The organism is Ruegeria atlantica (genome assembly GCF_001458195.1).
Lineage (GTDB): Bacteria > Pseudomonadota > Alphaproteobacteria > Rhodobacterales > Rhodobacteraceae > Ruegeria > Ruegeria atlantica.
In genome coordinates this window covers 37,635-63,306 of sequence record NZ_CYPU01000049.1, presented here as the reverse complement: position 1 = coordinate 63,306, position 25,672 = coordinate 37,635, and the positions used below count along the sequence as shown (strand labels likewise).

28 protein-coding genes are annotated in these 25,672 nt (G+C 53.9%); 8 read left to right on the top strand and 20 right to left on the bottom strand.

Annotated elements, in window-relative coordinates; all coding sequences use genetic code 11:
• Positions 1-30: 30 nt before the first annotated feature.
• Positions 31-507 (bottom strand): hypothetical protein, encoded by a 477-nt coding sequence (locus RUA4292_RS15260; RefSeq protein ID WP_058278377.1) that lies wholly within the window; start codon positions 505-507, stop codon positions 31-33.
• The gene (gene hemP, locus RUA4292_RS24110; protein ID WP_082637147.1) at positions 504-671 is read right to left on the bottom strand and encodes a hemin uptake protein HemP; all 168 of its coding nucleotides are present in this window, start codon (positions 669-671) and stop codon (positions 504-506) included. The genes RUA4292_RS15260 and hemP overlap by 4 nt, the downstream gene beginning before the upstream one ends.
• Positions 672-896: 225 nt before the next feature.
• On the opposite strand from hemP, the gene gph reads away from it, so the two are divergent.
• Positions 897-1,556 (top strand): phosphoglycolate phosphatase, encoded by a 660-nt coding sequence (gene gph / locus RUA4292_RS15255; protein WP_058278376.1) that lies wholly within the window; start codon positions 897-899, stop codon positions 1,554-1,556.
• Between the two features lie 615 nt (positions 1,557-2,171).
• Here the strand turns inward: gph and RUA4292_RS15250 are convergent.
• The 5 genes from RUA4292_RS15250 to RUA4292_RS24105 form a co-directional block, all read right to left on the bottom strand.
• Positions 2,172-3,692: an adenylate/guanylate cyclase domain-containing protein gene (locus tag RUA4292_RS15250; RefSeq protein WP_158507039.1), complete on the bottom strand. Its 1,521-nt coding sequence runs from the start codon at positions 3,690-3,692 to the stop codon at positions 2,172-2,174.
• 33 nt (positions 3,693-3,725) lie between these two features.
• Complete coding sequence (locus RUA4292_RS15245; protein WP_058278374.1) at positions 3,726-4,091, bottom strand: response regulator; 366 nt, start codon at positions 4,089-4,091, stop codon at positions 3,726-3,728.
• A gap of 18 nt (positions 4,092-4,109) precedes the next feature.
• On the bottom strand, positions 4,110-6,815 hold the full coding sequence (locus RUA4292_RS15240; protein ID WP_058278373.1) for a hybrid sensor histidine kinase/response regulator: 2,706 nt from the start codon (positions 6,813-6,815) through the stop codon (positions 4,110-4,112).
• The gene (locus RUA4292_RS15235; protein ID WP_058278372.1) at positions 6,812-7,561 is read right to left on the bottom strand and encodes a Tll0287-like domain-containing protein; all 750 of its coding nucleotides are present in this window, start codon (positions 7,559-7,561) and stop codon (positions 6,812-6,814) included. The genes RUA4292_RS15240 and RUA4292_RS15235 overlap by 4 nt, the downstream gene beginning before the upstream one ends.
• A gap of 629 nt (positions 7,562-8,190) precedes the next feature.
• Positions 8,191-8,379, bottom strand: a complete 189-nt coding sequence (locus RUA4292_RS24105) for a hypothetical protein (protein WP_082637139.1) — start codon at positions 8,377-8,379, stop codon at positions 8,191-8,193.
• Positions 8,380-8,748: 369 nt separating this feature from the next.
• Between RUA4292_RS24105 and RUA4292_RS24525 the strand changes: the two genes are divergently transcribed.
• Positions 8,749-9,057: a hypothetical protein gene (locus tag RUA4292_RS24525; RefSeq protein WP_145974973.1), complete on the top strand. Its 309-nt coding sequence runs from the start codon at positions 8,749-8,751 to the stop codon at positions 9,055-9,057.
• Between the two features lie 200 nt (positions 9,058-9,257).
• On the opposite strand, the gene RUA4292_RS15225 is transcribed toward RUA4292_RS24525, so the two are convergent.
• The 10 genes from RUA4292_RS15225 to RUA4292_RS15180 are packed head-to-tail and all read right to left on the bottom strand — an operon-like array spanning position 9,258 to position 17,467.
• Positions 9,258-10,382, bottom strand: a complete 1,125-nt coding sequence (locus RUA4292_RS15225) for a cytochrome-c peroxidase (RefSeq protein WP_058278371.1) — start codon at positions 10,380-10,382, stop codon at positions 9,258-9,260.
• Positions 10,379-10,756 carry a hypothetical protein gene (locus RUA4292_RS15220; RefSeq protein WP_058278370.1) on the bottom strand — a complete coding sequence of 126 codons (378 nt, stop codon included), beginning with the start codon at positions 10,754-10,756 and terminating at the stop codon, positions 10,379-10,381. Before RUA4292_RS15220 ends, RUA4292_RS15225 begins: the two co-directional genes overlap by 4 nt.
• A complete protein-coding gene (locus RUA4292_RS15215; RefSeq protein ID WP_233493461.1) occupies positions 10,753-11,583 on the bottom strand; it encodes an amidohydrolase family protein in 831 nt (276 codons plus the stop codon). The genes RUA4292_RS15220 and RUA4292_RS15215 overlap by 4 nt, the downstream gene beginning before the upstream one ends.
• A complete protein-coding gene (locus tag RUA4292_RS15210) occupies positions 11,580-12,446 on the bottom strand; it encodes a dioxygenase family protein (protein ID WP_058278369.1) in 867 nt (288 codons plus the stop codon). The genes RUA4292_RS15215 and RUA4292_RS15210 overlap by 4 nt, the downstream gene beginning before the upstream one ends.
• Positions 12,447-12,456: 10 nt before the next feature.
• On the bottom strand, positions 12,457-13,761 hold the full coding sequence (locus RUA4292_RS15205; protein ID WP_058278368.1) for a TRAP transporter large permease: 1,305 nt from the start codon (positions 13,759-13,761) through the stop codon (positions 12,457-12,459).
• Positions 13,758-14,309, bottom strand: a complete 552-nt coding sequence (locus RUA4292_RS15200; protein WP_058278367.1) for a TRAP transporter small permease — start codon at positions 14,307-14,309, stop codon at positions 13,758-13,760. The genes RUA4292_RS15205 and RUA4292_RS15200 overlap by 4 nt, the downstream gene beginning before the upstream one ends.
• A gap of 30 nt (positions 14,310-14,339) precedes the next feature.
• Positions 14,340-15,413, bottom strand: a complete 1,074-nt coding sequence (locus RUA4292_RS15195; protein ID WP_058278366.1) for a C4-dicarboxylate TRAP transporter substrate-binding protein — start codon at positions 15,411-15,413, stop codon at positions 14,340-14,342.
• A gap of 33 nt (positions 15,414-15,446) precedes the next feature.
• The gene (locus tag RUA4292_RS15190; protein WP_058278365.1) at positions 15,447-15,902 is read right to left on the bottom strand and encodes an OsmC family protein; all 456 of its coding nucleotides are present in this window, start codon (positions 15,900-15,902) and stop codon (positions 15,447-15,449) included.
• An 18-nt stretch (positions 15,903-15,920) separates the two neighbouring features.
• Positions 15,921-16,586: a malonic semialdehyde reductase gene (locus RUA4292_RS15185; protein ID WP_082637138.1), complete on the bottom strand. Its 666-nt coding sequence runs from the start codon at positions 16,584-16,586 to the stop codon at positions 15,921-15,923.
• The gene (locus RUA4292_RS15180) at positions 16,583-17,467 is read right to left on the bottom strand and encodes a fumarylacetoacetate hydrolase family protein (RefSeq protein ID WP_058278471.1); all 885 of its coding nucleotides are present in this window, start codon (positions 17,465-17,467) and stop codon (positions 16,583-16,585) included. Before RUA4292_RS15180 ends, RUA4292_RS15185 begins: the two co-directional genes overlap by 4 nt.
• A gap of 84 nt (positions 17,468-17,551) precedes the next feature.
• Here RUA4292_RS15180 and RUA4292_RS15175 point away from each other — a divergent pair, with 84 nt between their 5' ends.
• The 5 genes from RUA4292_RS15175 to yghX all read left to right on the top strand — a co-directional run bounded on the left by RUA4292_RS15175 (position 17,552) and on the right by yghX (position 22,440).
• Positions 17,552-17,938, top strand: coding sequence for a YciI family protein (locus tag RUA4292_RS15175; RefSeq protein ID WP_058273385.1), 387 nt, complete (start codon positions 17,552-17,554; stop codon positions 17,936-17,938).
• Positions 17,939-17,989: 51 nt separating this feature from the next.
• A complete protein-coding gene (locus RUA4292_RS15170; protein WP_233493460.1) occupies positions 17,990-18,646 on the top strand; it encodes a GntR family transcriptional regulator in 657 nt (218 codons plus the stop codon).
• A gap of 1 nt (position 18,647) precedes the next feature.
• Positions 18,648-19,946: a malonyl-CoA decarboxylase gene (locus tag RUA4292_RS15165; RefSeq protein WP_058278363.1), complete on the top strand. Its 1,299-nt coding sequence runs from the start codon at positions 18,648-18,650 to the stop codon at positions 19,944-19,946.
• On the top strand, positions 19,943-21,466 hold the full coding sequence (locus tag RUA4292_RS15160) for a malonate--CoA ligase (RefSeq protein ID WP_058278362.1): 1,524 nt from the start codon (positions 19,943-19,945) through the stop codon (positions 21,464-21,466). The genes RUA4292_RS15165 and RUA4292_RS15160 overlap by 4 nt, the downstream gene beginning before the upstream one ends.
• Before the next feature lie 86 nt (positions 21,467-21,552).
• Positions 21,553-22,440: a YghX family hydrolase gene (yghX, locus tag RUA4292_RS15155; RefSeq protein WP_058278361.1), complete on the top strand. Its 888-nt coding sequence runs from the start codon at positions 21,553-21,555 to the stop codon at positions 22,438-22,440.
• Between the two features lie 209 nt (positions 22,441-22,649).
• On the opposite strand, the gene RUA4292_RS15150 is transcribed toward yghX, so the two are convergent.
• The gene (locus RUA4292_RS15150; protein WP_082637137.1) at positions 22,650-23,321 is read right to left on the bottom strand and encodes an HAD family hydrolase; all 672 of its coding nucleotides are present in this window, start codon (positions 23,319-23,321) and stop codon (positions 22,650-22,652) included.
• A 169-nt stretch (positions 23,322-23,490) separates the two neighbouring features.
• On the bottom strand, positions 23,491-24,369 hold the full coding sequence (locus RUA4292_RS15145; protein ID WP_058278359.1) for a LysR family transcriptional regulator: 879 nt from the start codon (positions 24,367-24,369) through the stop codon (positions 23,491-23,493).
• A 75-nt stretch (positions 24,370-24,444) separates the two neighbouring features.
• Here RUA4292_RS15145 and RUA4292_RS15140 point away from each other — a divergent pair, with 75 nt between their 5' ends.
• Complete coding sequence (locus tag RUA4292_RS15140; RefSeq protein WP_058278358.1) at positions 24,445-25,362, top strand: DMT family transporter; 918 nt, start codon at positions 24,445-24,447, stop codon at positions 25,360-25,362.
• Here RUA4292_RS15140 and RUA4292_RS24520 read toward each other — a convergent pair.
• Positions 25,342-25,554: a hypothetical protein gene (locus RUA4292_RS24520; protein WP_145974971.1), complete on the bottom strand. Its 213-nt coding sequence runs from the start codon at positions 25,552-25,554 to the stop codon at positions 25,342-25,344. The two genes, RUA4292_RS15140 and RUA4292_RS24520, sit on opposite strands and share 21 nt — an antisense overlap.
• Positions 25,555-25,672: the final 118 nt, after the last annotated feature.

The window sequence follows — 25,672 nt, the reverse complement described above, 5'->3', positions numbered from 1 at the left end:
CAGAGTCGGGGTTTTGAAGCCGCCTGCCGCTTAATGCAGCACGGCCGAGGGGTTTTTGTGGCCGGTTGTTGGCAAGGGCACTGACGCAGTCATCCGGCGCAGCACCATACCCATCTCTTCGGACAGTGACGCCAGTGCCGGGGCAAAGTCTGGTCGAACGATCAGCGTTGCCATCATCATCGCGTCTTCACGCGCACCTTCCGAGGCGGCAGCAATCATCTGGGCGAAACAGTTTTCATCTGCACCAAGGCAGGAACAGCCAAGCCCGTGCCGCACCAACGGGCGGCGGCCGTGATGGGCACACAGCCCGCACAAACGATCCAGCGTCATCATTGCAGCCCGCCCCTGATCCAGACCAAGCGCAATCTCGAAATCGCTTGCAGCATCCGCACGGCCCTCGGAACTTTCGCTCCACAATCGCAGATACATCACAGCACCGGCTTCGATTGGGCTGAGGTCGGACAGACGCCCAACCGCAGCGCCACCGCGCGAGGAATGCCTGCTCATTTTGTCAGGATCAGCTTGCCTGCGCGTGTGATACGCAAGGTATATAGTTGATCGCCCAGTTCGATATGGGCCAGGTTGCCACCCTTGGTCAGATCTTCGGCCTTATGTGCCGGAAGCATGGACACCGCATAGGACTGGCTGGGATTCGGGTTCTGCACATTCATCATGACAACTCCAGTAGGTTCTCGGGCGAAGGGCCTTAATTTGTTCGCGCTTTCAACAATATGGCTGACCCGCACTGGGTTGGCTGAAGGGATCTTGTCGTTAATCTGATTATTTTAGTCAGGTATGTCAACCCTATTCGATAGAAACCGCGGATGTGGGGTGATTGCGCAAGGATTACAAGCAGGTTAGGTCTGGCTCACGCGCATTAACCGACGGGGAAACTGATGACCGCAACAATCATGTTCGACCTGGATGGAACGCTGATCGACAGCCTTCCGGATATTGCAGCGGCCGCCAACCGGACATTACTGGATATCGGCATCGCCCCGTTGCCGGAAAGCACGATCAAGCAATTTGTGGGCAACGGTCTGCCAAAACTGGTCGAACGCATGATCCGCCATCACGACCTGCCGATCGAGCAGCATAGCGAATTGACCAAACTCACACTGGCCCATTACTCTGCCGCCTCAAGCGACAAAACAATCCCTTACCCAGGCGTCCCGCAGGCACTGACACAACTGCGCGAAATGGGCTGCGTTCTGGGCGTATGCACAAACAAACCTGAGGCACCCGCACGTCATATTCTGGACGCACTGGATCTGGCACATCACTTCGAAACAGTGTTTGGCGGCGACACACTAACCGTTCGCAAACCAGACCCCGTGCACCTTGAGGCAAGCTTCAACGCGGTCGCCAACGCTGGACCCCGGCTCTATGTCGGAGACAGCGAAGTGGATGCCGAAACTGCGCGCCGTGCAAACGTGCCCTTTCTTTTGTTTTCGGAAGGTTACCGAAAAACTCCGGTGGAAGAGATCCCACACAAGTTGAGCTACGATGACACGCATAAACTACCCGCACTCGTCCAGGAGGCATTGCAGGGATAGGGGAGAAATTTGCTGGCAGGGGGACTTGGGAAGGCGGTTGAGGGGCCGGCCGAGGGGGTAAGTAGCCAGCCCCTCATCGGGGAAAAGTGGTATTGTCCGCAGTAACTCTTTGAATGATTTAACATTAACGAATCGACCTGCATTCAGAAATTGGGGGTTTCCCGTAGACGGTAGTAACAAATTGAAATTAAATGTCTTAATATGAAAAAACGATACAAAATGACCTAAAATTCACGTTTCGACACTCGGCTGACCCCAAGAATCCTCCGCCTGTGGGGCGAAAAAATCTACCCTGAGCGTAGCGTGCCAAGAAAAATTGGACAGGCCTCCCTCAGAAAACGATCCGAGTCCGCAGGCCGATCAGCGTGACGTTAGATTGCGCCAGATTTAGCAATGTGTTTTCGATGAACTGAAAAGACGGTGTGACCTGCAGGCCCGGTGAGACCAAGAACGGTAGAACGCATCAAGCGTGAACTGAGCCCAAAGCGGCCGCAGTTAGGTTTCTGGAACGCAATCACCGACTTTTAGCAACGCAAATTGGGTTGAATGGCCAAGTTCCAATTCGATGTTATCAATTGCCCAAACTGATTAAGGCTCAAAACCGCATCACAAGCCTTAGGCTACGAAGTAGGAGGTTATCTCTCCCACCCCTTTAACAAAATGAGTTTGCGCTTCCGCGTTGGGCAAATGGTCACCCAGCGCATCCTTGGTTTCGGCAGAGATGTGGATGTGCCCTGATTTTCCCGTGGCCTCGAGACGACTGGCGAGATTCACGGTTTCTCCCCAAACATCATAAATTGACCGTTTTCGACCAATCAGACCAGCAATGACTGGTCCGGAATGGATACCTATGCGGATTTGCAAACCCGCGATACTTACTGTGCTGTCGGACATCGTTCTCAGGATGTCACGTGCAAAGCTTACTGCCGCGTGTGCGTGGTCCTCGCGATGCAACGGGATACCCGATGCCGCCATGTAGGCGTCTCCAATCGTCTTGATCTTTTCGATACCATGCAGGGTGGCCAGGTCATCAAATGCAGTGAACAAGTTTGACAATTCCAGGATCAAGTCACCGGCGTCCATGCGGGCTACCAGTGGTGTAAATTCCACGATATCCGCGAATATTATGGTGGCGCCGACGAAGCGATCAGCGATGTTTGTCTCGCCATCGTTTAGTCGTTTGATAACCGGCGCGGGCAGCATCGAGTGCAGCAATTTGTCTGCCCTGTCACGTTCGTATGTGATCTCATTTGTGAACGCCAATTCCTTAGCGCGCCAGCGACTGCGCTCCATGCAAGCATCCACGCGCGCGTGCAGTAACACCGGGTCGATAGGTTTTGGCAAATAGTCTTCAGCGCCGACACTGATGCATTTGGCGATAGCGTTTGTCTCGTTCAGACCTGAAACCATGACCACGGGTATTTCGCGCCAAGACGGATCTTTTTTAATTCTTTCGAGGACATCGATACCATTCACCTCTGGCATAAGAATGTCCAACAGAACAAGGTCAAACTCTTCGCGCTTCAGTGACTCGTAAGTTTCCTTAGCCGACCCGACCGACCGCACACTGTGTCCTCGTCGTTCCAGCAATCGGGTCAGGATTTCCCGATTGGCCGCCTCGTCATCAATCACCAATAGGTGACCAGTCAGGATTTCGCGACCGTCGTCTGGTGTGGCTAAGCTGCGTTCAAGACTAGCTGCAATTTTCTGATCCCGGTCACTTTCCTCAGCGCTATTCCGAATATCTTCATCACTGATTGTGCTGTCAATCTGTAGCGCCAGCTTACGCGCTTCGCTCAGGATCGCGTTTATGTCGCTGCGAGCGGAAGGCTTCAGATCTGCCTCGAAATCGTCCAGCACCATTTCCGAATACCCAATGATCGCGTTAATCGGTGAGCGTAAATCATGCCGTAATTTTGCCTGAGCGTCTTTGTCGGCCGAGATTTGGTGCGCACTTCTCCCCAACAATTCGATCATCTGAACAAGGTTGCTGGCGGCGGCGCCAATCTTTTGCAGGTCCTCCAACGCGGCTTCTGGCCCAGTTTTGCGCACCTCCTCGATCAGCAGGTTATGAAACCCTACGATCGCTTCTGACGGCCCATTGAGGTTTTGGGAAATGCGGGTTGCTAGTGCCAACTTGTCTTTTCGGGTCTTTGAAACCATGCTGCGCTACCCGTCCAGCAGTTTTTTAATAATTTCTAGCAACCCAGGCAGTTCGATCGGCTTGGTATAGAATTCGTCGCAACCTGCCTCCATGGCTTTGTCACGATCACTCTGCATCGCATGGGCAGTCAAAGCGACAACTGGGATAGTTTTTGTGTCTGGGTTTGCTTTTATCTGTCTGGTCGCCTCCCACCCGTCGATTACGGGCAGGCTCATGTCCATTAAAATCAGATCTGGTTTATCCGATAGGGCTTGTTCGACGCCAGCCTGACCATCGCGGGCCGATGCGGTTTCGTATCCTTTTCTCTGCAGCCGACGCGACAGCATATCGAGGTTCATATCGTTGTCTTCCACAATAAGTATCTTTGCCATCGCCTTAAACTTCCCGACTTATGAATAGTCCTGTAACTGACGTTTCAGCGCCGCAATCAGATCACCTCGACCGGTATCTCCTTTGCGGATGACCTCATCTGAATGGGCTTTCAACCAATCCAGTTCGTCCCGCGTCAGGTCCTTAGACGTGGCTACGATAACCGGCAAATCGGCAAGCCCATCAGTTGTGCGAACCGTTTTGAGAACATCGAAACCGTCCACATTAGGCATCATAATGTCCAATACCATCAGAGTCGGCCTTTTGGATTTCAACTGGCTGAGCGCGCCGTGACCGTCTGCCGCCTCGCGCACTGTCCAACCATTGCGCGTCAAAATACGGCGAAACAGGTTCCGCGTTGACATATCGTCGTCAACGATCAGCACGTCTTTGTCGCCACCCGAGGCGATTGAATCTAGCGTTGCGATCAGCCGAGCTGGATCAATCGGCTTGATCAGGTGCTCGATCGCCCCAAAAGCAAGGCCCATGTCGCGATCCGCGACAATTGTTGCCAAGACGACGGGTGTCTCGCACAGCTTCGAGTCTGCCTTGAGTTCTTTCAACATAGACCAGCCGTCGCGTTCGGGCATAATAACGTCCAGTAGAATGACGTCAGGCTTTTGCGCGCGTGCCATTTCCATGCCCGCCTCCGCATTTGATGCCATCAAGACATCATACCCTTCCTCGCGTACGATTTGTGCAACCGCGTTTCGAGCGTCTTCTTCATCATCCACGATCAGAACGCGGCCCAAAGCAGTGTCCGGTGACGCTTCACTGTGATCGTCAACCAATGTGGACACAGCAGCATAGCGCGCCGGAATTTCAAAAGAGAAGGTCGATCCAACACCCTCTTTGCTATAGACTGTGATGTGCCCGCCCATCATACGCGTAAATTCCTGCGCAATGGCGAGCCCGAGCCCGGTACCTCCGAAATTCCGCGTAGTAGACTGATCAGCTTGCACGAACGCCTGGAACAGCTTGTCGCGTTGCTGCGGCGTCATTCCGATACCTTCATCTCGCACCGCAAATCGAAAGAAATCCGTATCATTCTTCCGGAGTTTAGAGACGAGAAGCTCAATCTTACCACCTTCGGTAAACTTCGCCGCGTTGGACAACAGGTTGAAAAGGTTCTGCCGGAGCTTGGTTTTATCGGTTTCGATCTCGTCAGTGTCTGCGAGATGACAAGAGAGAACCAGTTCATTTCTATTCTTGCTCACCAAGGGAACCACCGTCGACGCGACTTCGTCCAACAAGGGTCGGAGCGCGAAGCGTTCCGGGTACATTTCCATTTTGCCCGCTTCGATCTTGGACAGGTCAAGAACGTCGTTGATGAGCGAGAGCAGATGTCGCCCGGATGCCATGATCTTCTCCAGATCATCCGTCGCAGTCTCGAATCCCATGTCCTGCGCATCTTCGGACAGCATTTCGCTATAACCGATGATCGCGTTCAAAGGAGTGCGCAACTCGTGGCTCATGGAAGCCAGGAACTGGCTTTTTGCGGAACTGGCGGCGATCGCCTGCGCGTTGGCTTCTTCAAGTTGTTCCTGTTTGGACTTAAGATCAGAAATATCGCTGTAAACAGCGACCGTGCCCCCGTCGGGTGTCTGGCGTTTCGACACCTGAATCCATGCGCCACCCAGTAAGACTTCTTGGCGATCCCCATCAGGTCTGCGGTGTCGTTCAAGCCGCCCGCTAATCCACTCTTCGTCAGGAACATCGCCGCTATCCACCGATTTTCGTTCCAGTTGCAGCCGCAAGATGTCTTCGAACCGGGTGCCCGGAACCAGAATGTCGTCCACATGTGCGAAAATGCTGCGGAACCGGTCATTGAAGAGTATGAGCTCGTCTTCGTTGTCGAACAACGCAAATCCGTCTGGAATTGTTTCAATTGCTGTCAAAATCGTATTGCGCTGCGCACGCGCCTCTTCTTCTAGTTCGCGCCGTTTGTCCTGGCTGTCGCGAAGCGCTCTTAGCGCTTGGGACATCCGACCTAGCTCATCAGGGCCTTCGGGCGGCAGCGCGACATCCCGTTCTCCCCGGATTAGGCCTGAAATCGCAATGTTGATTGCATGAAGTGGCACAACGATTGACCTCAGAGCACGCCACGTAAGAAGCGCTCCCAATATCACAATGACAACACATGCAATGATCGCTCGGTTCATCGCTGCCTTGGCGGCAACCGTTGCTTCATTTCTGGTTTGGTCGGCGCTTTCAGATAGGTCATCGACCAATTGCGTCAGCGTCTTGTCGACGGCATCACTGGCCACTCGGGCCTGTGCAAGTAAAGTGTTTCCCAGCACCCTGTTACCATCTGTGTAAGCATCGGCTGCTAGCATAGAAGTTTCGTAATAGGAGTTTGCCTGCTCTTGTACGCTGGCTGCGGACTCAGGCGCAAAAGCGGCGAGCTGTTCGAGGCTGCTATTGAGCTTTGTACTGGCTTCGTTGGCGCGCCGCTCCGAAAGGGTCAGTAAGCTGACAGAAAGATCCGTCAGCCAGTACCTCATCTCTCCAAATTGACGATCTGCCTGGCCTGCCACTTCCAGCCGGTGAAATTCAGTGTTTGCGTCTTGTATGCGGGCTTGGTTACGCGCCAGATCGTAGACCATCACGATAGTGCTCACAACCAAAGCAGCTAACAGTAGCGCCGACAGTGATCCTATGCGCACCGGAATAGTATTTTCGGACACCCACCGCCAATTGTTACTCACACCAGATTCTTGTTTCATCTAAAAAGGGTTATGCTAATTGCACCCGCCAGATCACCAAGTTGCCCACCTTCCTTTGGGAAACCGGTCACATCCGTTTCACCCGCCGGCGATCCGTGGCATGAAAGACAAGACTCCGAATAGTATTCTGGGATCAACATACGGAAAGCGGGTGTTCCTGAAACGCTAGTTTCTTCGAAAAATGGCTGCCCTTCGGTCCAAGATGAGTCCTTGAACTTTTCCTCTATGACCGAGTTTTCCCAAGTATCCGGACGGGCCATGCGATTGCGGACAAATTCCGAAGGCGCCGTTACCTTGACCATGGCAGACGTGCCAATTTCATCAGCGAATTGTTCATTTACCAACCGCGCAAAAACTGCCGGAATAAATCCTTTGAATGCCACTCCCTCGGCATTTATTATATCTTGGTTTGCGTCGATTACCGTGACCATAGCGTCCAGCTGCGTTTCTGTAAGCTTTTGCTCCAGTGGGTCCAACCCATCATGCAGCGGTGGTTCGCCATTGGCCTCCAAGTAGGCCTCAATAACTTGCTCGTAAAACACATCGCCGGACAGCCCTTTGTCGGTGATATCCGGATTGTTGATTAGGTCCTGGCTGTTTGACACCACACTTCGTCCAGCTCGTAACACCGCTGCTAGTCGGTTGCCCGTCTCAACTTCTTCTGCGGTTTGCGCCGCAACACCATCCAGACTAAGCGAACAGATTGTACTCAGAACGACCGCTGCTTTCAAAATTAGTTTTTTCAATAGACCAACGCCCCCACGTAAAGTCGAGTGCCGTGACAATAAGATAAACTAGCAAAAAATCACCAAACTGTCTTATGAATTCGGCCCGACTGGAGTGTTCAGCCAAAAATGGTGTGTAGTATGTGGCGGAAGAGCTAGTCACCGCGTTGCTTATGCACCAAATAACTTTGTCCGCAAATCAGGTTGCGAGCGAGATTTCGTGAATGTGTGCACCGAGCCCAAAGCTGACTTACTGTGCTGCTCATGATGTTCAAACGCCTAAGCTGGGCACACGTGCCGGTGGCTTTGTTGCACAAATAGGGGTTAGAGCATACTGAGCTACTCCCCAATTGTTGGACCGGTCCTGGCGTGAATTGAGCTATTCTTTGGACCCGCTGACTGGGATTTGTAGTTTCATTTAGCTGCCATAGATCACGGCAGGAGACTTGCCGGCAAGGGCAGAATGCGGACACCTGCGATTGTAGAACTCGATCCACTTTCTGACAACAGCCTTTGCCTCTGATCCGGTTTCCTAGGCTTGCAGATAGTTGCTTTCGTATTTCAGGGACCGCCGCACCCGTTCAACGAAGATATAATAAAAAGAAGCGGCTTTTCCCATCCATCGAATTACGCATACTGGATCGACGCAATCAGTCGGTCCAGACAAAGGACGTGAACTGGCTGCGCTGATCTGTGTTCATGATCGAGGGCGGGCCGAACTTGTGGGTCGCTTCATTCAGCGCCTCAACGCGGAATTCGGCTTCCAGCGTGTTGGAGATGCGCCACCCCAGAACCTTGGGGTGTATCAGTCCATGATAGCTATGAGATACAGAGAACAACGCCGCATCGGCAGAAAGGAGATGTCAGCGCACCAGACCTGGTTGGGTCGATCTACACGTAATCCTCGCAAGAGATAGGGATATGGCCTTGAAATCTGGGTGATGTTACTTCCGTTTAAACATCTCGGATCTCTTTTCCGTTAAAGTTCAGCTGACAACAAAAAGCAGCTTACATATGTTTCTGAATTTCCAGTCGTAGTTCAAGTCAACCAAACCGCGTGCGCAATTTTCTCAACAGGAAATCGGTGACGCTTGTTGCTGATAGACGTTGAATTCATCGATGCCAATTGCTTCCGGATCCAGTCTTGAGCAACGCCCATACAGTTACCGTGACAATATCGTTGGTCGTTCGAAAAAAGCGTTCTTGGTGTGTATTATCATTCTGGCAAGCCATGGAGTATCAATCCAGTCAGCAACAATGTCAGAGAGTTCTTCGATGTTTGGCAATCTCTTGCCGTCATCCGCGTTCGCCACGTGGCAGATCAGCAGGAACAGGCACCTTCGGCGTCTTATCAGCGAATCAGCTTTGATTTTCGCAAAGGGAAGTCAGGATCAAAGAAATCAGCATGGATGAAGGATGTGGGGGAATGGAAAAGTTCTGTCGCTGGTGGTGGAACTTTGTGTAGCCTTAAAAAGATATGTGGAACGTCACATATCATTGACTCCATCTACGACTGAATTTTCAATAAATCAGCGAATTACGTCGTTCAATTTTGACCCAGACCGAATACCCAGGTGGCTCAAGCGCTCATGATGATCGGCGAAGCCTCGGGGTTAGATTATCTTCGGGAGAAAAATCGCAGATTCCGAGGTCTGCAACAGCCACCAAGGCTGCAACCCGGGTAGCCCGTTCCTAAGCGGTTAACACAAGCGCTGTATCAAGGTGCCTTGGACAGCGACTCCAAAAATGCAGCTAGGTCTGCAATCTCTTGCTCAGACAAATTCAACTCCGACAGTATGGCTTCACCGTCGGCGTGCAATCTTTCCGTATCAATTTCGCTGTAGTGCCTGATCACCGCATCCAAGTCGATCAGGCTGCCGTCATGCATGTAAGGCGCGGTTTCGGCCACGCCCCGCAGGCTTGGCGTACGAAAGGTCCCAAAATCTGAGTGGCTCCTGCGGACACTGCGAACCACCCATGCACCTTGCTTTTCCGGATCGTCGCTCCAGTTGCCGTCCAATGTGTAAGCGTTTGAAAGCAAAAAGTTCAATCCACCGAACCGCCCGTCGTCGACCTCGGTTTCGCTCAGAAAATATGGAACGCCTGCGTCATGGAACTCATTGTTGGAAAATCTCGGACCATTGTGGCACAACACACAGTTTCCACGCCCTATGAACAGCTGAAAACCTCGCTGGGCAGCTTCGGGGTAGTTCGCAGCCGCTGCTAAATCTTGGTTCTCCAATGCATCGCGAAAATCGTCAAATTGTGTCCGACCGGTAGCCAACGTTTCCAAGTAAGCGGATAGCGTTTTGGCAGTGTTCACCAGCACAAGTTCTGGATCTTGAATCTGGATGTCGCCAAATATGGCTTCAAATTCATCAATGTAGCTACTTTCAGAGACGGCTGTTTTTAGGCTTTCCTTACTGTGCGCCATCTCATGTTCTTCGATGATCGGATGCAAGCTGGCTGCCCAAAGACTGTCACTCTTGCCGCCCCAACCGTACCAGCGGAGACCGGCAAGGTTCCGCAGGGATGGTGTGTTTCGATCTAACTGGACGCGACCAAATGCTCGCGCGTCGGACGTGGTAAATGCCTGTTCAGGGTCATGACAACTTGCACAAGTAAATGCGCCGTCAACTGACAACACCGGATCGTTGAACAAGGCCGCTCCTAGCGCAATCGCTCTTGTATCGTTTGAAACCCTGTTGCTTGGATCCGACTGAAACGAAATTGGCCATGGTCCGAAGGACAGCGTTTGCTGAATTTCGTCATCAGACAACAGGACTTCGGCATGAACGGCCCCCGCTAGGACTACAAACGCCGCTGTCACCAGCACCTTCATTTTAGCACGACATCGGAAGTGTAGGATATCGATCGCCCGCCAAAATTGGTGTCAACTCGCAGTTCCCACAGCCCCGGCATGTGAAACAGCATGTTATCTGCACGAAACACCCTATCGCCTAATGCGGTGATTTTGGGGGCGTAGTTTAGCCCGTGTTGGTGAGCAGGCATTATTGCATCGACGCGCACCTCACTCACGGCAACATCATCACAGACTGTCAGAAGAATAGAAAACGGTTGGGCCAATCGAATTTCGTCGACAGCCACATGCACCTTGGGTGCGTTTTGAGTTTCCGAACTCATGCGTTGCCCTGCCGTTTCACAAGCGACGGCCGCGCCAGATGATACTAGAAACCAGACAACCCAGCGGATCATTCTGATGCCAGTAAACGTTCTGCGTTTGCGTATGCGATGTTGTCTGCGATCTGGTCCGGAAGCAAATCCAACCACTCCCGTGAAAAATCAGCATGAGGGCCTACGTAGTACCAACGCTCTGGAGCGAATGTATCCGTACCAACCATAAACCGATCCGGGTGCGCTTCGAACGCAGCCTTCCAATCTGGGTCAACACGGCCCTGCGAGACCATATCAGAGCGAAACGCAAGATCGGCCCAAAGTCTCGGATAGGTGTCTAGTGCATCGACCACACTAGACGGGTCGTCAAAGCCAGAGTGGGCCCACAATACCCGAGCTTCGGGCCAAATCTCAAAAATCAGGTCAACGGCCTCTCGATCGCCATGGTGATGCAGAATTAGGTTACGTTCTTTTGCCAGTGCGATCATATGCTGGATGACCGGCGTTTTGATATCATCACCATAAGCGTGAAATTCGCCGATGGCTTTGTATTCGTTCTTCGCCAGATTTGCTTCCAGATAACCGATTACGGTTTCATCGTGCATCCAGGTGTTGATCTCACCGCGGCGACGGTAGGGGCGAAGGGCCGGAACAACGATGTCCGGCGCTGCGGCCAACAGCAATTGGGTACCGTTGTCATCCGAGCTGGAAACCAGTGCTTTGCGCACGCCTGCGTCCCGAAGGATTTTGGCAACTTGTTCGGGAGGAACCAGTTTGACGGCATCATGGCTGTAATGAATATGCGCATCGAAGATCGGTCGCTCTTCTGCGATGGCATTACCACAAAGAAGCGTAGCACCTAAAATTAAGGTATGTTTCAGCACCGCACCACCCTCAATAGCATTCAAACTCTGGCAAGCTTCACATCGAACTTTACGTGCAAGAAAGGTTCAGTAATCTTGCCAGAAAGTTCCATGCCTTCGGGAAATTCTGAAGCCGGCCTTTCAACATAAGTCATTACCAGGTCATCCCGAACACCAAACACTGTATCCTGATCCAGGTAGGGATCGTCGTCGGGGAATATCTCGGTAACTAAGGAACGATGCCCGGGTGCCTTAACGATATAGTGCAGGTGCGACGGTCGCCAAGGATGGCGACCGCAGGCGCGCAGGATGTCCCCGACAGGCCCGTCTGAAGGCACGGTGTATTCGACTGGCTTGACGGTCGTGAATGCATACTTACCGTCCTCACCAGTGGTCATCAGGCCATGAAAAGAAAAGGTGTCCTGTTCTTCATCCTGGCTTGCATACATTCCATTTGGCGCCGTTTGCCAGATGTCGAGCTCTGCACCGCTAATCGGATTACCCTCGGCATCCCTGATAACGCCCTCGGCCAGCAGAACCGGCCCACCGTAGTGACGCTTCATATCACCACCGAATGGCAGTGGCGGTGCGCCAGAAACGTGAAAAGGCCCAAGAACAGACGAACTTGTGGCATCTGGAGTTGAATGGAGCATATCCACCAGCGATGACAGTCCCAACACGTCCGAGGCCAAGACAAACTCATGCCTATCTGCGGTTTCCACAGCGGCGCACCCCTCTAGAAATGCAATTCCAGTACGCCATTCGTCATGCGTCAGGTTGGTTTCACGGGCGAAATCGTGGAGGTGCTTGACCAGAGACCCCATGATTTCACGCATCCGCGGATCAGTATCCTTGGACAGGTATCCCATGAACACATCGGTGATATTGTCTTTGGTGACAGAGCGCATCTTGGCCTCCTTAAATCAGGGCAAGGCTGAGGATCGGGAACTCGATCAGAATGAACAGAACGATTAGCATTACAAAGGCGAAGGGCAGCGCGCCCATAAACACGTCCTTCAGAGAGATGCGGTCGTCATTGATTGTCGATTTGATGACGAAGCAAGATATGCCTAGTGGCGGGGTCAAAAGCCCGATTTCGGCGCCGACCACGGTGATGATACCAAACCAGATCAGCGACATATCCAGCGCTTCGGCCATAGGCAGGAACAGCGGGACAACGATCAGGATGATCGAAGCCGTATCCAGCAGTGTTCCCAAAAACAGCATCAAAAGGACGTACAGGAGCATAATCGACCAGAAGGACGCGGAATTCCCCGCAAGCAGGTCCTGCAACTGGTTGGGCAGCCCCGCCAGTCCCAGCATGCGGCTATAAATTGACGCTGCAGTGATCAGGAACAAGATCGCCGCTGTGATATGACCGGTTTCCAGCAACGCGTCCCAGAACGCTTTTGGGGACATTGATCTACGTAGGACAGCGATGATCAACGCCACGAAGGCACCGGCTGCTCCTGCCTCGACCGCAGTAAGCCAGCCGGTGTAGATCCCGCCAAGAACGATAGTGATGATGCACAGTGTTGGTAGCGTTTTGGACGCAATCTCGCGCCCGGACATCCATTCGGTGTCATCGACGACACGGCCGCCCACGAATACTGGCGTGAAACGGCCCATGGCCCAGATCGCGCCGACATAGGCGATCGCCAGCATGATCCCCGGAATAATCCCCGCCAGGAACATGTCCCCCACCGATTGTTCGGCGACAAAGGAATAGATGATCAGCATCGCGGAAGGCGGGATGATCATACCCAGAACCGAGGACCCGGCCACCACGCCAACAGCAAAGCGTGGGTTGTACTCCTGCGCCATCATCTGCGGCACCGAAACTTTGGTGAACACCGATGCGGATGCAATGGACGACCCGGTCACGGCGGCAAAGACGGCGTTGGCTCCGACCGTGGCCATTCCAATGCCGCCTTTGACCTTGCGAAACCGCATGGTCATGACTTCGTAGATGTCCCTGCCTAACCCGGCCTTTGAAACGATGAGCCCCATGAAGGTAAACAGCGGGATAGTCGCGAAGCTATATTCCATCGCGCTGTCGCCGACCGCCACTTTCAGCAGATTCAGCGCTAGCGTGAAGTTGTCCCGCATCAGCCAGATCGACACGAACGAGACGACGCCCAAGGCGATGGGAATGTAGACGCCCGCATAAATCAGGAAAACAATGGCAACGACCGAGATCAGGCCAATCTCAATCGGCGTCATTCTGCGGCCTCGTCATGTTCAGGGGTGCGAATAAGTTGCGGACGGTCCTGCGCCGTGACGACCTTGAGCAGCAAGATCACGCAGGCAAGCGCAGTACCGCACGCGATAACTAGTTTGACCGGCCACCATGGCAATGTGAAAAGACCGGGCACTCCGAAGTAGTCCTGCGTCTGCCACATGTGTAGGAATTCAGGAAATGTCACATAGGCAATCAATGCCATGAAGATCGCCGAGATGGCATTGATGATGCGCCTCAGATTGGCTGTTAGCCCCGGGCGACGATGGTGCAGCAGATTCAGGAACCCGTCCGAGCGTGTTAGCCGGTCAACTCTGACCACGTCTGCCAACTGCAGAAAAACGATCATTACGACCGAGAATTGCACCATCTCATAAGTGCCACGCAATGGGGCTGAAAACAGGCCACGTGCAATAACGTCGACATTTAGAACAACCACCAACGCCAGGACGACGAGCGTACCCAAAGCGTTGGCGGCGATTGCAAGTGAATTGGCGACCCGCGACAGGCCAGCAACTGCGGTCTTCAGCATGAAAGGCCCCTTTCGTGGATCGCCGGACAGCTATTCGGCTGTCCAGTCACGCACTCCGGTGAAACCGGCGTCTTGAAGCTTGCCAAGGTAGGCGGCCAGCATTTCCGTTCCTTGTTCGCCGTTGTCATTCAGCGTCGCGGCCCATTCCTGCGCGACATTCGGCATGGCGTTTGCCCAAGCGGCACGGTCTTCGTCCGAAACCTCAACGATTGTTCCACCCGCTTCAACATACGCATCCCGCGAAGCAGCGGCGCGGTCCATCGCGATGCCGGCGACATGGTCACGGTAATCGATGGCAACCGCCGTCAACACCTCTTTGACATCGTCCGGCAGGCTTGCCCAATAGTCTGCATTAACCGTGATGGTTTTTGAGTTCACAGCACCCAGATCGGCCTTGAGCATATACGGGGCAACTTCAGCGATCTTGAACGTCTTCGCCGCTTCGGGCCACAGCATTCCACAATCAACCAGACCCGTCTGAAGCATGTTGTAGAAATCGGTCAGCCCACCGCGCACACCTGCCGCATCCTTGATGCCTTCGAGATACCGCAAGTTAAGGCCGGCACCGGCAATCTTGCGACCCTCTAGGTCCGAAACGGAAGCAACCGGTTCCGTGCAGAAAATCTGATAAGTGTCCAAAACAACACCTGTGGCCAGATACACCTGGTTCTGTGCGGCAAACTCGTTCTGCATCGCCGGGTATTCGCGTGCGATTTCATCCACCGCCTTGGCCACCGCACGAGAATCCGATGCCACAAAGGGTGTCGATCCTGAAATACCCTGGCTAGGCAGCTTAGAGGAATGGAAGATCGTTGTCACGATACCTATGTCGCCAAGGCCAAGCTGAATCCCTTCCAGAACGCCTTTCGGCTTTACGATCGAACCGCCATAGTTCTCCTGCCAGTTCATCTTGTAGTTGCCGGAGTCGGCCAGTCGCTTGTCCACTTCCGGAATGAAGAAATTGGTGAACTCCTTCACCCATAATGCCCGGTCCGGGTAACCATCGATGACAACGGCAGAAATAGTTTCCTCTGCTGCGGCGGGCAGCGCCATGACGCTTGCCAGAGCAGCTCCGATAAGGCTGCGTTTGGTCCAGATTTTCATTTCTCTCCTCCCAGAAAGTCGGGCCTTTTGTCTTTATTGGTTTGTTTTGACCCAGTTGACGGTCAGGTCCGTGCCTGCCGCTTCAAATAGTTTTGCGATGGCGCAATACTTGGCTGTCTCTTCGCCCACCCGTGTCAGCTCCTCCTGACTGGCGGGCGTGTCACACTTCACGGTGAGCTCGATTTCCGGAAACGGAACATCGATCTCCTCCTCCATCAGGACACCGCGCCGATCCAGCCTGCATTTCGCGTCGATTGTCACCGTGCCAAGATCTACTCCCAACCGGTGTGCATTCTTGTGCCCGATGACGTTCGTACAGGCGATCAAGGCTGCCATTGCGGTTTCGGTCGGAGACGGGCCAAGATTTGTTCCGCCGCGTTCGACGGGTTCGTCGACAACCACATCAAGGTCGCGAATTGGGATCTCGGTACGCGCATGTGTCGGGCATTGAGCTGTCGTTCGGTAAGTCACGACAGGTTTTACTTTCATGGCCACGGTGTTACCTCTTCATGCATACGAGCAAACCTTTTCGAATGGAAAACGTGGAAGCTTCTGGAACAAACCGGTCTCGTCTGCGTAGCCCAAATTACAAAGAAAATTGGACTTGAGCGTCGTGCCCGCGAAGAACTCCTCGTCGACAATCTTGTTCGAAAAGCCTGACATGGCACCGACGTCCAACCCGACAGCCCGGGCCGCAATCATGAAGTAAGCGCCCTGCAGAGTGCCGTTTCGAAAGGCCGTGTCCGCTACGTATTCGGGTTTGTTTTCAAACAAGGGCCGACGGTCTTCGTGTGGGAAAAGAAACGGCAGCTCCTTCCAAAAGTCCAAGTCGTAGGCAATGATCGCCGTGACGGGTGCATCCATCATCTTTGGCACGTTTTTCGGCTTTAGCGACTTGGCAAGCCGTTCTTTGCCTTCAGTGCTTTTCACGAAAATAAAGCGCGCGGGCAACGTGTTCATGCTGGTCGCGCCATTGATCGTGATGTCGTAGATCTCTTCAAGTAGGTCGTCGGAAACAGGCTTGTCAGTCCACGCGTAGTGCGATCTGGATTCTCGCAGGATCAAGGCGATCGCGTCATCCGACAAGCGTGGAATGCGCCCGCGCAGATCGCGGTGATCTTGCTGCGCCTTGGCGCGAAGTGCCTCCAGCTCTGCTCCGGTTGGTGCGCTCATGCTGCGGCCACCTTGGACTTGGCGTCTTTTTCGTCGATGATCGGGCTGGCGCAGATTCCGATGCCTTCAATTTCGACTTCGACGGTTTCACCCGGCTTCAGCCAACGTGGATTGGGCTTTTTGGCGTGACCGACACCCGGTGGTGTGCCCAACGCAATCAGGTCTCCGGGCTCCAGAGTGGTGTATTCCGAAATCGTCGCAATGACCTGACGAACGCCCCAGATCATGTTGGCAGTGTTCGAGCTTTGCAGGATTTCATCGCCCACGCGGCTTTCGATCTTCAGACCGGACGCCCCTTCGGGCAGTTCGTCCGGCGTTACGGTGAAAGGACCGATCGCTCCCGTATCATCGAAGTTTTTGCCAGGCGTCCATTGAACGGTTTTGCGCTGATAGTCCCGCAGCGACCCGTCGTTGAACACGGTGTAGCCAAAGACATAATCCAGTGCGTCCTCTTCCGAGATATGCCGACCTCTTTTTCCAACGATCAGCATAAGCTCGGCTTCGTAGTCTAGCTTCTCAGAACAGGCAGGCCGTACCATGGGCTGCCCCGCCGCCATTATCGAGTTTTTCCCGCGCATGAACAGCGTTGGATATTCGGGGATGTCGTAGCCCCCTTCCTTGATGTGGTCCGTGTAGTTCAAACCCATGCAAATGATCGTGCCGGGCGCGACCACCGGCAATGCTGGTGTGATAGACGGCACAGGCACACTGTCTGCGGCGGCGATTTTGTCAGACAGTGAGTCGGCCAGCTCAGGCTTGGCTATTAAACCCATCAGATCGGAACCGACGGTAGCGTCCAAAGCCGTTAAATTCACTGCGTTTTCACCGTTCACAGCAAAGACCGCAGTGCCTTCCGAGGTTTCTCCCACCAGGTATTTCATTTTCACCATCCATGTCAGTTCGCTTGATTTTTGCCGACTATTTTGCAATATGTCAAATAATATCGATATTTTTGGAGATCCGCGATGGTTGCTTGGGCAGATTATAAATCAGAAGCGAAAAGCCGTGGCGCACTGGCACTGGAGCTTTATGTTGCACTCAGCACACCGACCAAAGCGCCAGAAGACGTAAAAGCATCCCTTCCGGATCACTTGGCGTATCAGGCGGATCTTGAACGCGCGGGAAAGTTGGCTTTTGCTGGGCCGATGTCGGATGAGACCGGTGAGCATATGCAAGGGGTTGGCCTGATCATCTATCGCGCTGACGGTCTTGAAGCCGCGCGGAAGTTGGCCGAGGGCGACCCCATGCACAAAAGCGGGGCGCGCAGCTTTGTACTTCGGCGCTGGATGATAAACGAAGGATCGCTGAACCTTTCAGTTGGCCTATCGACTGGCACGAGCGCCCTCAGTTAAGAGCACTCATGAGTTTTTGCCGTCAAAAAGGAACAGTCGGATATGGACGCCATGCTTGATACCGAGGGCAGAGAAACATCAGCCACTCATGGCGCGTATCGAAGGCTGCGCGAAATGATCCTGACCGGCGAGTTGCCGCCCGGACAAAAACTAAAGATCGAGCAACTCCGCGGCCTTCTGAACACTGGCGCAAGTCCAGTTCGCGAGGCGCTGAGCCTTTTGACCTCGGACATGTTGGTTGAACGGATTGACCAGCGCGGATTTAGGGCTGCGCCCGTGAGCAAGAGTAACTTCGAGGAAATTCTTCTGTTGCGCTGCAACCTCGAGGAAACCGCGTTGCGTGCCTCCATCGCCAACGCGGATGCGGCCTGGGAGGATCGGCTTGTTTTGCGTCACCACCATATGAAAAAGGCCGGCCAAAATGGGGCGCACGACTTTGAAGACGCTCATAAAGCGTTTCACATGGCGTTGTTGGACAATTCGAAACTGCCGTTGCTACTGCGATATTGTTCGCAGCTCTACGACCTGAACATTCGCTACCGCTATCTGGCAGCCGGCGGGTCGAGCTACAAAAAACGGGATATCGCCGCCGAACATCAGCAAATTCTGGACGCTGCATTAGATCATGATGCAGACAGCGCGACCAAGCACTTGATCAATCACTACCGTCGAACAGGTGAGTACCTGAGCAGCCAGATGGATTCCTGAAATGCAACGGAATTGGTTTCTGGGCGATCTATTAAACCAATTGCTGGACCGTCCTGACAAAAGGCGTGGCAAGGATGACAAACGATCCATTGCTGAACTTTGCGAGGCGCTTTTGTCCGCAGAAGGTGAGGTATCGGGCTTCACGCTCGCGTCCACCATACTTGACCGCCACCAGACCCTGGATGACGCGGGAAAACTGGACTTTTTTGTCTACTTGAATGACCAGCTTGAGTTAGACGCAGAAAAACTCGCTGACACGGCGCGCCTCTATGCCAATGAGCGAAGTGTCGATCTATATCAAAAGCTTAGTGAATCTGCAGAACCCAGGCGGCAAGAGTTATTGCGTCGGCTGAACCAGCCGTCTGGTGCGACGCAAGAACTTGTGGCTATGCGCGTTGATCTACTGCGATTTCTCAAATCTGATGCCGAACTCAAGCGAACCGATATTGATTTTGTCCATTTGTTGAGAAGCTGGTTCAATCGAGGCTTTCTTGTTCTCAAGCAAATCAGCTGGGATACGCCTGCCCGCGTTCTGGACAAGATCGTCGCCTATGAGGCGGTTCACCAGATCAACGATCTGGACGACTTGAGGCGCAGGCTCTACCCACCTGACCGTCGTTGTTTTGCGTTCTTCCACCCTTCAATGCCCAATGAGCCGCTGATTTTTGTCGAGGTGGCCCTTACAACTGAAATCCCGGGCGCGATCGATACGCTTTTGTCTGAAGCTCGAGAACCGATTGAAGCCGAGCAGGCAAAAGTCGCGGCGTTCTACTCCATTTCAAACTGCCAAAAGGGTTTAGCAGGAATCAGTTTTGGGAACTTGTTGATCAAACAGGTTGTGACCGAACTTTCGCGAGAGCTTAGAGGTCTCGACACTTTTGTGACCTTATCGCCTATACCAGGGCTTAGCCGTTGGCTGGCCAGCGAAACAGAACATCCAGAGCACGGTCATACCGCCGAGGCCGTACTGGCAGCGACGGCCTCAGCGCAGGACGTGCGCGCGATGGCCGCCCGGTATTTGTTGCTTGCGAAGCGCGAAGACGGGATGCCGCTGGATCCCGTGGCCCGCTTTCATCTGGGCAATGGTGCTGAGCTTCATGAACTGCACGCCGACGCAGATCCGACGCCAAACGGGCGCGCCCAGTCCGGAGGCGCGATGGTCAACTACCTTTACGACTTGAACAAAACAGAACGTCACCACGAAGAATTCGCGACACATGCCACTATCCAAGCCTCGCGTTCAGTTCGTGCGGCTTCAACTGCGGCGCTTGCGATCAAACCAAGGGAAAATACAGCGTGACCAATACACTCTACGACAGCTTGTTTGCCCGCCACGAGGGCAACACGGCTCCATTCCTGCAACTCGATGATGGAAAGGTGGTTTCCTATGACGCGTTTCTGAAGCGCGCCGCACAGATCGCGCATGTTTTGCAGAACAGCGGAGTTTCTCCTGGGGATCGCATCGTCGTGCAGGCCCCCAAGCTGGCTGATACGATTGCGCTCTATGCTGCTTCGGTTCAGGCAGGTGCTGTCTACCTGCCACTTAACACTGCCTACACCATGGCGGAGTTGGACTACTTCATCTCTGATGCTCAACCGGCGATGATCGTTTGCGACAGCAACGATGAAGCTGAAATCAAAAAATTGGCAGCCCAATCGGGCGCAAAGCTACTGACCCTCGGCGGCGATAGTCCAAGCCTAAGCGTAGAGGCTGACGCACAACCCTGCGTATTCGAAACCGTGGATCGCGCACCGGACGACCTTGCGGCTTTGCTATATACATCAGGCACTACGGGCCGTTCGAAGGGTGCAATGCTAAGTCAGCGAAACCTGCTGTCCAATGCCCAAGCTCTTGTGGAATTGTGGGCCATCACCAGCGCCGATCGCCTGCTTCATGCGTTGCCAATCTTTCACACACATGGGCTTTTCGTGGCGATGAATACGTCATTGCTCGCAGGTGCCAAAGTTCGGCTAATGGAAAAATTCGACATTGGCATGATCTTGGAAGAGTTGCCCCTCTCGACCCTTCTAATGGGTGTCCCCACTTTCTACACCAGATTGCTTGCGGATGACGGTTTCACCAAAGAGGTCACAGGGAGCATGCGTTTGTTCATTTCTGGTTCGGCCCCATTGCTAGCCGAGACCCACCTAGCGTTCGAAACGCGCACCGGCCACCGCATCCTTGAGCGCTATGGAATGACTGAGACAAACATGAACACCTCGAACCCCTATGACGGTGAGCGTCGCGCAGGAACTGTCGGCTTGGCGCTTCCCGGCACCGAGGTGATCGTTACCAATCCTGAAACTGGAGAACCGCTGCCCCGGGGCGAGGTTGGAATGATCGAAGTACGAGGGCCCAATGTGTTCCAAGGCTATTGGCAGATGCCCGAGAAAACCGCCGAAGAGTTGCGGGAGAACGGGTTCTTCATCACCGGAGATCTGGGTCAATGCAGCGAGGATGATTATCTGTCGATCGTTGGTCGGTCAAAAGACCTGATCATCACTGGTGGTTACAACGTCTACCCCAAAGAAATTGAAGACGTCTTGAACGACATCGACGGCATCCTGGAAACGGCAGTTTTTGGCATTCCCGACGCCGAATTTGGAGAAGCTATAATTGCCACTCTGGTTGCCGAGCCTAGCGCGCAACTTGACATGGAACAGATCGCGGTGACCATCAGAGACAAGCTGTCGCGATTCAAACATCCGCGTCGCTACGAAATCGTCCCGGGCCTGCCGCGCAATACAATGGGAAAGGTCCAAAAGAACGTGCTGCGCGAACAGTACGCACAAAAAGAACTGCCAATGGATGTGTCCTAACAGCCCGCTGAAAAACTCAAACCAACCACGACCCTTTGATCTGACAACCTCTCACTTCGAACTGCCTATTCATCAGGAGATTCACTATGACCCGCATGACGGCAAAGGACTTCGACCAGGAACTTCTGGACCTGTACGACTTTTACGCGCACGGCAAAATCACCAAGCGCCAGTTCCTGGACCGCGCCGGTAAGTTCGCGGTTGGTGGTTTATCTGCGGTCGCGTTGCTGAACATGCTCAGCCCGAATTATGCTTTGGCCGAGCAGGTATCCTTCAACGATCCCGATATCCATGCAGACTACATCACCTATCCTTCACCAAATGGAACCGGCGACGTTCGGGGCTACCTTGTTCGGCCTGCAGGCGTTGAAGAGCCCCTGCCAGCAGTGCTGGTCATCCACGAAAATCGCGGCTTGAATCCCTACATCGAAGATGTGGCGCGCAGATTGGCGAAAGCCGGGTTCATGGCTCTGGCTCCAGACGGCTTGACGTCGGTGGGCGGATACCCAGGCAATGACGCCGATGGGCGCGAGCTGCAAAAGACAGTGGACCGGGTCGAGTTGATGAACGATTTCTTTAATGGGTTCGAATACTTGTTGAACCGGGATGATTGCACTGGGAAGGTCGGCGCTGTTGGTTTCTGCTACGGCGGCGGTGTTGTCAGCGCAATTGCCGTGGCCTATCCCGAACTGGCCGCTGGTGTCCCGTTCTACGGGCGCCAGCCAGCGGCCGAAGATGTGGCCAAAATTCAGGCGCCGTTGCTTATTCAAATGGGAGAGCTTGACGAACGCATCAACGCGGGCTGGCCAGATTTTGAGACTGCTCTAAAAGCCAACGATAAGGTTTACGAAGCCTATATCTACGAAAATGCCAACCACGGCTTTCACAATGACAGCACGCCACGTTACGATGAGGAAATGGCAAACTTGGCTTGGGACCGAACCATTGATTGGTTTAATACCTATCTGAAGTAACTGCGGGGAGCTACGAAGCCGACCTAGCGTTGGTATCGCTTTGCGGACGCCCACAGTTCTCCGAGAACAAATCCCGTGAAGTCCGAGCACTTTGACTTTCGTGATTAGAGAAACCGGCCTTTCGCAGCGCTCGCAAGATCGTTCGCCATGCGAATTCACAGATCGCAGACAAACTGCGCGTTCGCTGCAGTTGCGTGAAGGTCAGCTTTCTATTCCGGAACTACCATCAGACCAACCTCGTGGGCGCCGGCGATGATGTTGCTGGCGATGTGATGCCCGAGCGCACGCAGTTCGGCGTCGGGGGCGACGATATCGGGGACCTGCACCGTTATGAGGCCCGCCGCGTGGGCCGCGCGGACGCCGTTGGGCGAATCCTCGAACGCAACGCAGTTTGACGGATCGTGACCCAGACGTGCCGTGGCATGTAGGTAGATATCTGGTGCGGGCTTGCTGGCAGCGACCTGATCGCCGCCTACGACGTCGCGAAAAAGCGCGCCGAGACCCGCTCGCTCGAGATGCAAATGCGCCTTTTTCGTCTGGGTGCTGGTGGCAATGATGTAAGGTATATCCCGCTCGCGCAGGTGTTCTGCCATCGCGCGCGCACCCGGTTTGACGGGGATGTAATCCGCCAGCCGTTGCGCGATTTCGGCGTCCCAGACGGCATCAAACTCTTCCAGATTGACGCGCCCCGCTAGCCCTTCGGTCAAAAGTCGGCGTCCTAGCACACGGTTCGTGCCGACTAGCCGCCGGAACAGGTCGTCGTCTTGCGGCAATCCGAGTGCGTCAAGCGTGGTGCGGAAGCCTTCGAAGTATACCCGCTCGGTGTCGAGCAACAGGCCATCCATATCGAAGACGACGGCTTGGGGAGTAGGAAGAGGCATGAGGTGTGGCCGTGCTGAGGTTCGAGTGTGCGTAGCTTGAATGAACGTTTTCGGGCGCAGTGGAAAGGCCTTAAGCGGGCATTGCTGCCGCCCACTTAGTGATTTCTAATATCCGATTTGAACTCAAAAGTTCAAATCGCGACGTCGCTTCTTTCTTTTGTACACGTCGTCAAAAATCGTCTCTACTTTTTTCTACGACCTCAACAAAAGCGACCGCCGCAGGGGATGGCGTTGCGTGCGGATGCATCGCGAGACCAATTTTTCGTGTCCTGACTGAATTCAGCGGTTTGCTGACCCAGCCCTCTTTACCATTCGTTGGCGGCAAGGCCATCTCGGCCACGACCGAGACGCCTTGGTTGCGCGCCACCATAGTCAACGTACTTAGCATCTGCGATGTCCGGTACCGCACATTTGGACTAAGACGGGCCTGCGTGAACAAACGGCGAATGATCCGGGCAGAACCAGATTCCGGCATGATGAATGGCATTTCGCACAGTTGCTCCAATCGGATTGAAGATTGCCTGGCCAAAGTACTGTCAGCGGCAACCAAGGCGACAAACTGGTCCTGTGCCACAGGCCAGGTCCGGAAGCGTTCATCTGGTAACACGACAAAACCAAGATCAATGCGCCGGTCTTCGATCCAACGGATAATCTCATCGTCAGCGGCTTCTTCAATCAGCACTTCGATACCAGGATGGGCTGCATGAAATGCTTCGAGAAGGCGCGGCAATATCTGCAATGATGACGTTGCACCAAAAGACCCAATGCGCAGTCTGCCGGTTTGCACTCCACGATATTCCGAGGCCTCCTGATGCATAGCGTCGGCTAGCCCAAGAATTTCGCGTGCGCGGGATAGAAGTCGTTCGCCCAACGGGGTCAGTTCGATTGGGGATACGGTGCGATTAAAAAGCGTGATGCCAAGCTCATCCTCAAGACTCTTGAGGGCATGAGACACTGCGGGCTGACTTATCCCAAGTCGCAATGCAGCAGCCGTAAACCCGCGCGTTTCGGCAAGAGTGACAAAAATATCAAGCTGACCAAAAGTCATAAGTAAATACTCATTTGACTATAACATAGTATAACTGAAATTCGGCATGGGCAATCCGATGTTTTAGGTGTTTCCATGTCCCAAGCCCTATCATATCCCATAGCGTCGCAGAACGCTTTGCTTTACGTCCGGCTCTCAATGGTGGCCTTCCTGTGGGGCGGCACATTTGTTGCCGGCCGCGTCGTTTCGGGTGAAATGCCCCCTCTGGTCGCGGCAACCGCTCGGTTTGGCCTGGCGTCTCTGGTATTGCTTTATCTTGTCTGGAAAGCGGAAGGTGGTTTGCCTCGCCTCACTTGGCGGCAGAGCGTGTTGATGGGGCTTCTCGGACTGTCCGGCGTCTGCCTTTACAACCTGTTCTTCTTTGCCGCTCTGGCTGAGATACCAGCTTCGCGAACGGCACTGTTTGTTGCCTTCAATCCGATAGCCGTGGCTCTAGTCGGGGTACTGATCGCGCAACGGCTCCCACCGATTGGGCAAGTTGCCGGGATTTGTGTGGCACTAGCCGGGGCCGTGATCGTGATTAGCGGAGGGGACGTTGCCGGACTGATGACTGACGTCCGGCAGAGTTTTGGGCAGGGAGAACTGTTCATGCTGGCAGCGGTGGGTAGTTGGGTGGGCTACACGCTTCTTGGACGCAAAGCTCTGGGAAGCCTCTCGCCACTGGCGGCAACCACTTGGGCTGCGCTGATCGGTTTTTTACTTCTGGCATTGGGGTTACCGTTGGCCGGTCCCGTGCAAGTGCCTCAGTTGCCCACGTTCACCTGCACTTTGGCCATCATCTACCTGGCCATTGGTGGAACAGTCGTGCCATTTGTTTGGTACTATCGAGGGGTACATTCGCTTGGGCCTGAGCGTGCGGCGGTGTTCACCAATCTCGTCCCCGTCTTCGGGGTAGCCCTTGGGGCTGCTATTTTGCGCGAACCGGTTGAGGTTTCCATGCTGGTGGGCGGTGCGCTAGTGATTGCCGGAGTTTCACTCACCAACCGAGGATGATGTCAAATGCCAAGAAACAGTCGGTTGGACAGGTTTTTTGTAGAACGATTGCTGGCTTTCACTGCGGATCGCAACGTGTTCAAAAATCCGCAGCAATAAAGACAGGCCAGTGCTGAGCCGACCTTGGATGCGGTGCAGCAACTCGCGTCCACTGATACAGTGCTCAAGCCAGAACGGCCCCAGACCTGCCATTTACTCACCGCGCTGGTGTCGCTACTGCGGCCCTTTATTCCTGACATTCGGGGCAACGGAACAGACTGGATGAACGAAAGCTCACACATTATTTCCACGTGGTCGATCCGGCTTTAAG

Bases quoted from the DNA above. Each gene is read 5' to 3' on its own strand.
- yghX (WP_058278361.1), top strand. From the start codon at position 21,553: ATGACCCGCATGACGGCAAAGGACTTCGACCAGGAACTTCTGGACCTG.
- RUA4292_RS15150 (WP_082637137.1), bottom strand. From the start codon at position 23,321: ATGCCTCTTCCTACTCCCCAAGCCGTCGTCTTCGATATGGATGGCCTG.
- RUA4292_RS15145 (WP_058278359.1), bottom strand. From the start codon at position 24,369: ATGACTTTTGGTCAGCTTGATATTTTTGTCACTCTTGCCGAAACGCGC.
- RUA4292_RS15165 (WP_058278363.1), top strand. From the start codon at position 18,648: ATGCAACGGAATTGGTTTCTGGGCGATCTATTAAACCAATTGCTGGAC.
- RUA4292_RS15225 (WP_058278371.1), bottom strand. From the start codon at position 10,382: ATGAAGGTGCTGGTGACAGCGGCGTTTGTAGTCCTAGCGGGGGCCGTT.
- RUA4292_RS15240 (WP_058278373.1), bottom strand. From the start codon at position 6,815: ATGAAACAAGAATCTGGTGTGAGTAACAATTGGCGGTGGGTGTCCGAA.
- RUA4292_RS15260 (WP_058278377.1), bottom strand. From the start codon at position 507: ATGAGCAGGCATTCCTCGCGCGGTGGCGCTGCGGTTGGGCGTCTGTCC.
- RUA4292_RS15140 (WP_058278358.1), top strand. From the start codon at position 24,445: ATGTCCCAAGCCCTATCATATCCCATAGCGTCGCAGAACGCTTTGCTT.
- RUA4292_RS15175 (WP_058273385.1), top strand. From the start codon at position 17,552: ATGGTTGCTTGGGCAGATTATAAATCAGAAGCGAAAAGCCGTGGCGCA.
- RUA4292_RS15205 (WP_058278368.1), bottom strand. From the start codon at position 13,761: ATGACGCCGATTGAGATTGGCCTGATCTCGGTCGTTGCCATTGTTTTC.
- RUA4292_RS15195 (WP_058278366.1), bottom strand. From the start codon at position 15,413: ATGAAAATCTGGACCAAACGCAGCCTTATCGGAGCTGCTCTGGCAAGC.
- RUA4292_RS15210 (WP_058278369.1), bottom strand. From the start codon at position 12,446: ATGCGCTCTGTCACCAAAGACAATATCACCGATGTGTTCATGGGATAC.
- RUA4292_RS15200 (WP_058278367.1), bottom strand. From the start codon at position 14,309: ATGCTGAAGACCGCAGTTGCTGGCCTGTCGCGGGTCGCCAATTCACTT.
- RUA4292_RS15180 (WP_058278471.1), bottom strand. From the start codon at position 17,467: ATGAAATACCTGGTGGGAGAAACCTCGGAAGGCACTGCGGTCTTTGCT.
- gph (WP_058278376.1), top strand. From the start codon at position 897: ATGACCGCAACAATCATGTTCGACCTGGATGGAACGCTGATCGACAGC.
- RUA4292_RS15245 (WP_058278374.1), bottom strand. From the start codon at position 4,091: ATGGCAAAGATACTTATTGTGGAAGACAACGATATGAACCTCGATATG.
- RUA4292_RS15170 (WP_233493460.1), top strand. From the start codon at position 17,990: ATGCTTGATACCGAGGGCAGAGAAACATCAGCCACTCATGGCGCGTAT.
- hemP (WP_082637147.1), bottom strand. From the start codon at position 671: ATGAATGTGCAGAACCCGAATCCCAGCCAGTCCTATGCGGTGTCCATG.
- RUA4292_RS15220 (WP_058278370.1), bottom strand. From the start codon at position 10,756: ATGATCCGCTGGGTTGTCTGGTTTCTAGTATCATCTGGCGCGGCCGTC.
- RUA4292_RS15190 (WP_058278365.1), bottom strand. From the start codon at position 15,902: ATGAAAGTAAAACCTGTCGTGACTTACCGAACGACAGCTCAATGCCCG.
- RUA4292_RS15185 (WP_082637138.1), bottom strand. From the start codon at position 16,586: ATGAGCGCACCAACCGGAGCAGAGCTGGAGGCACTTCGCGCCAAGGCG.
- RUA4292_RS24520 (WP_145974971.1), bottom strand. From the start codon at position 25,554: ATGGCAGGTCTGGGGCCGTTCTGGCTTGAGCACTGTATCAGTGGACGC.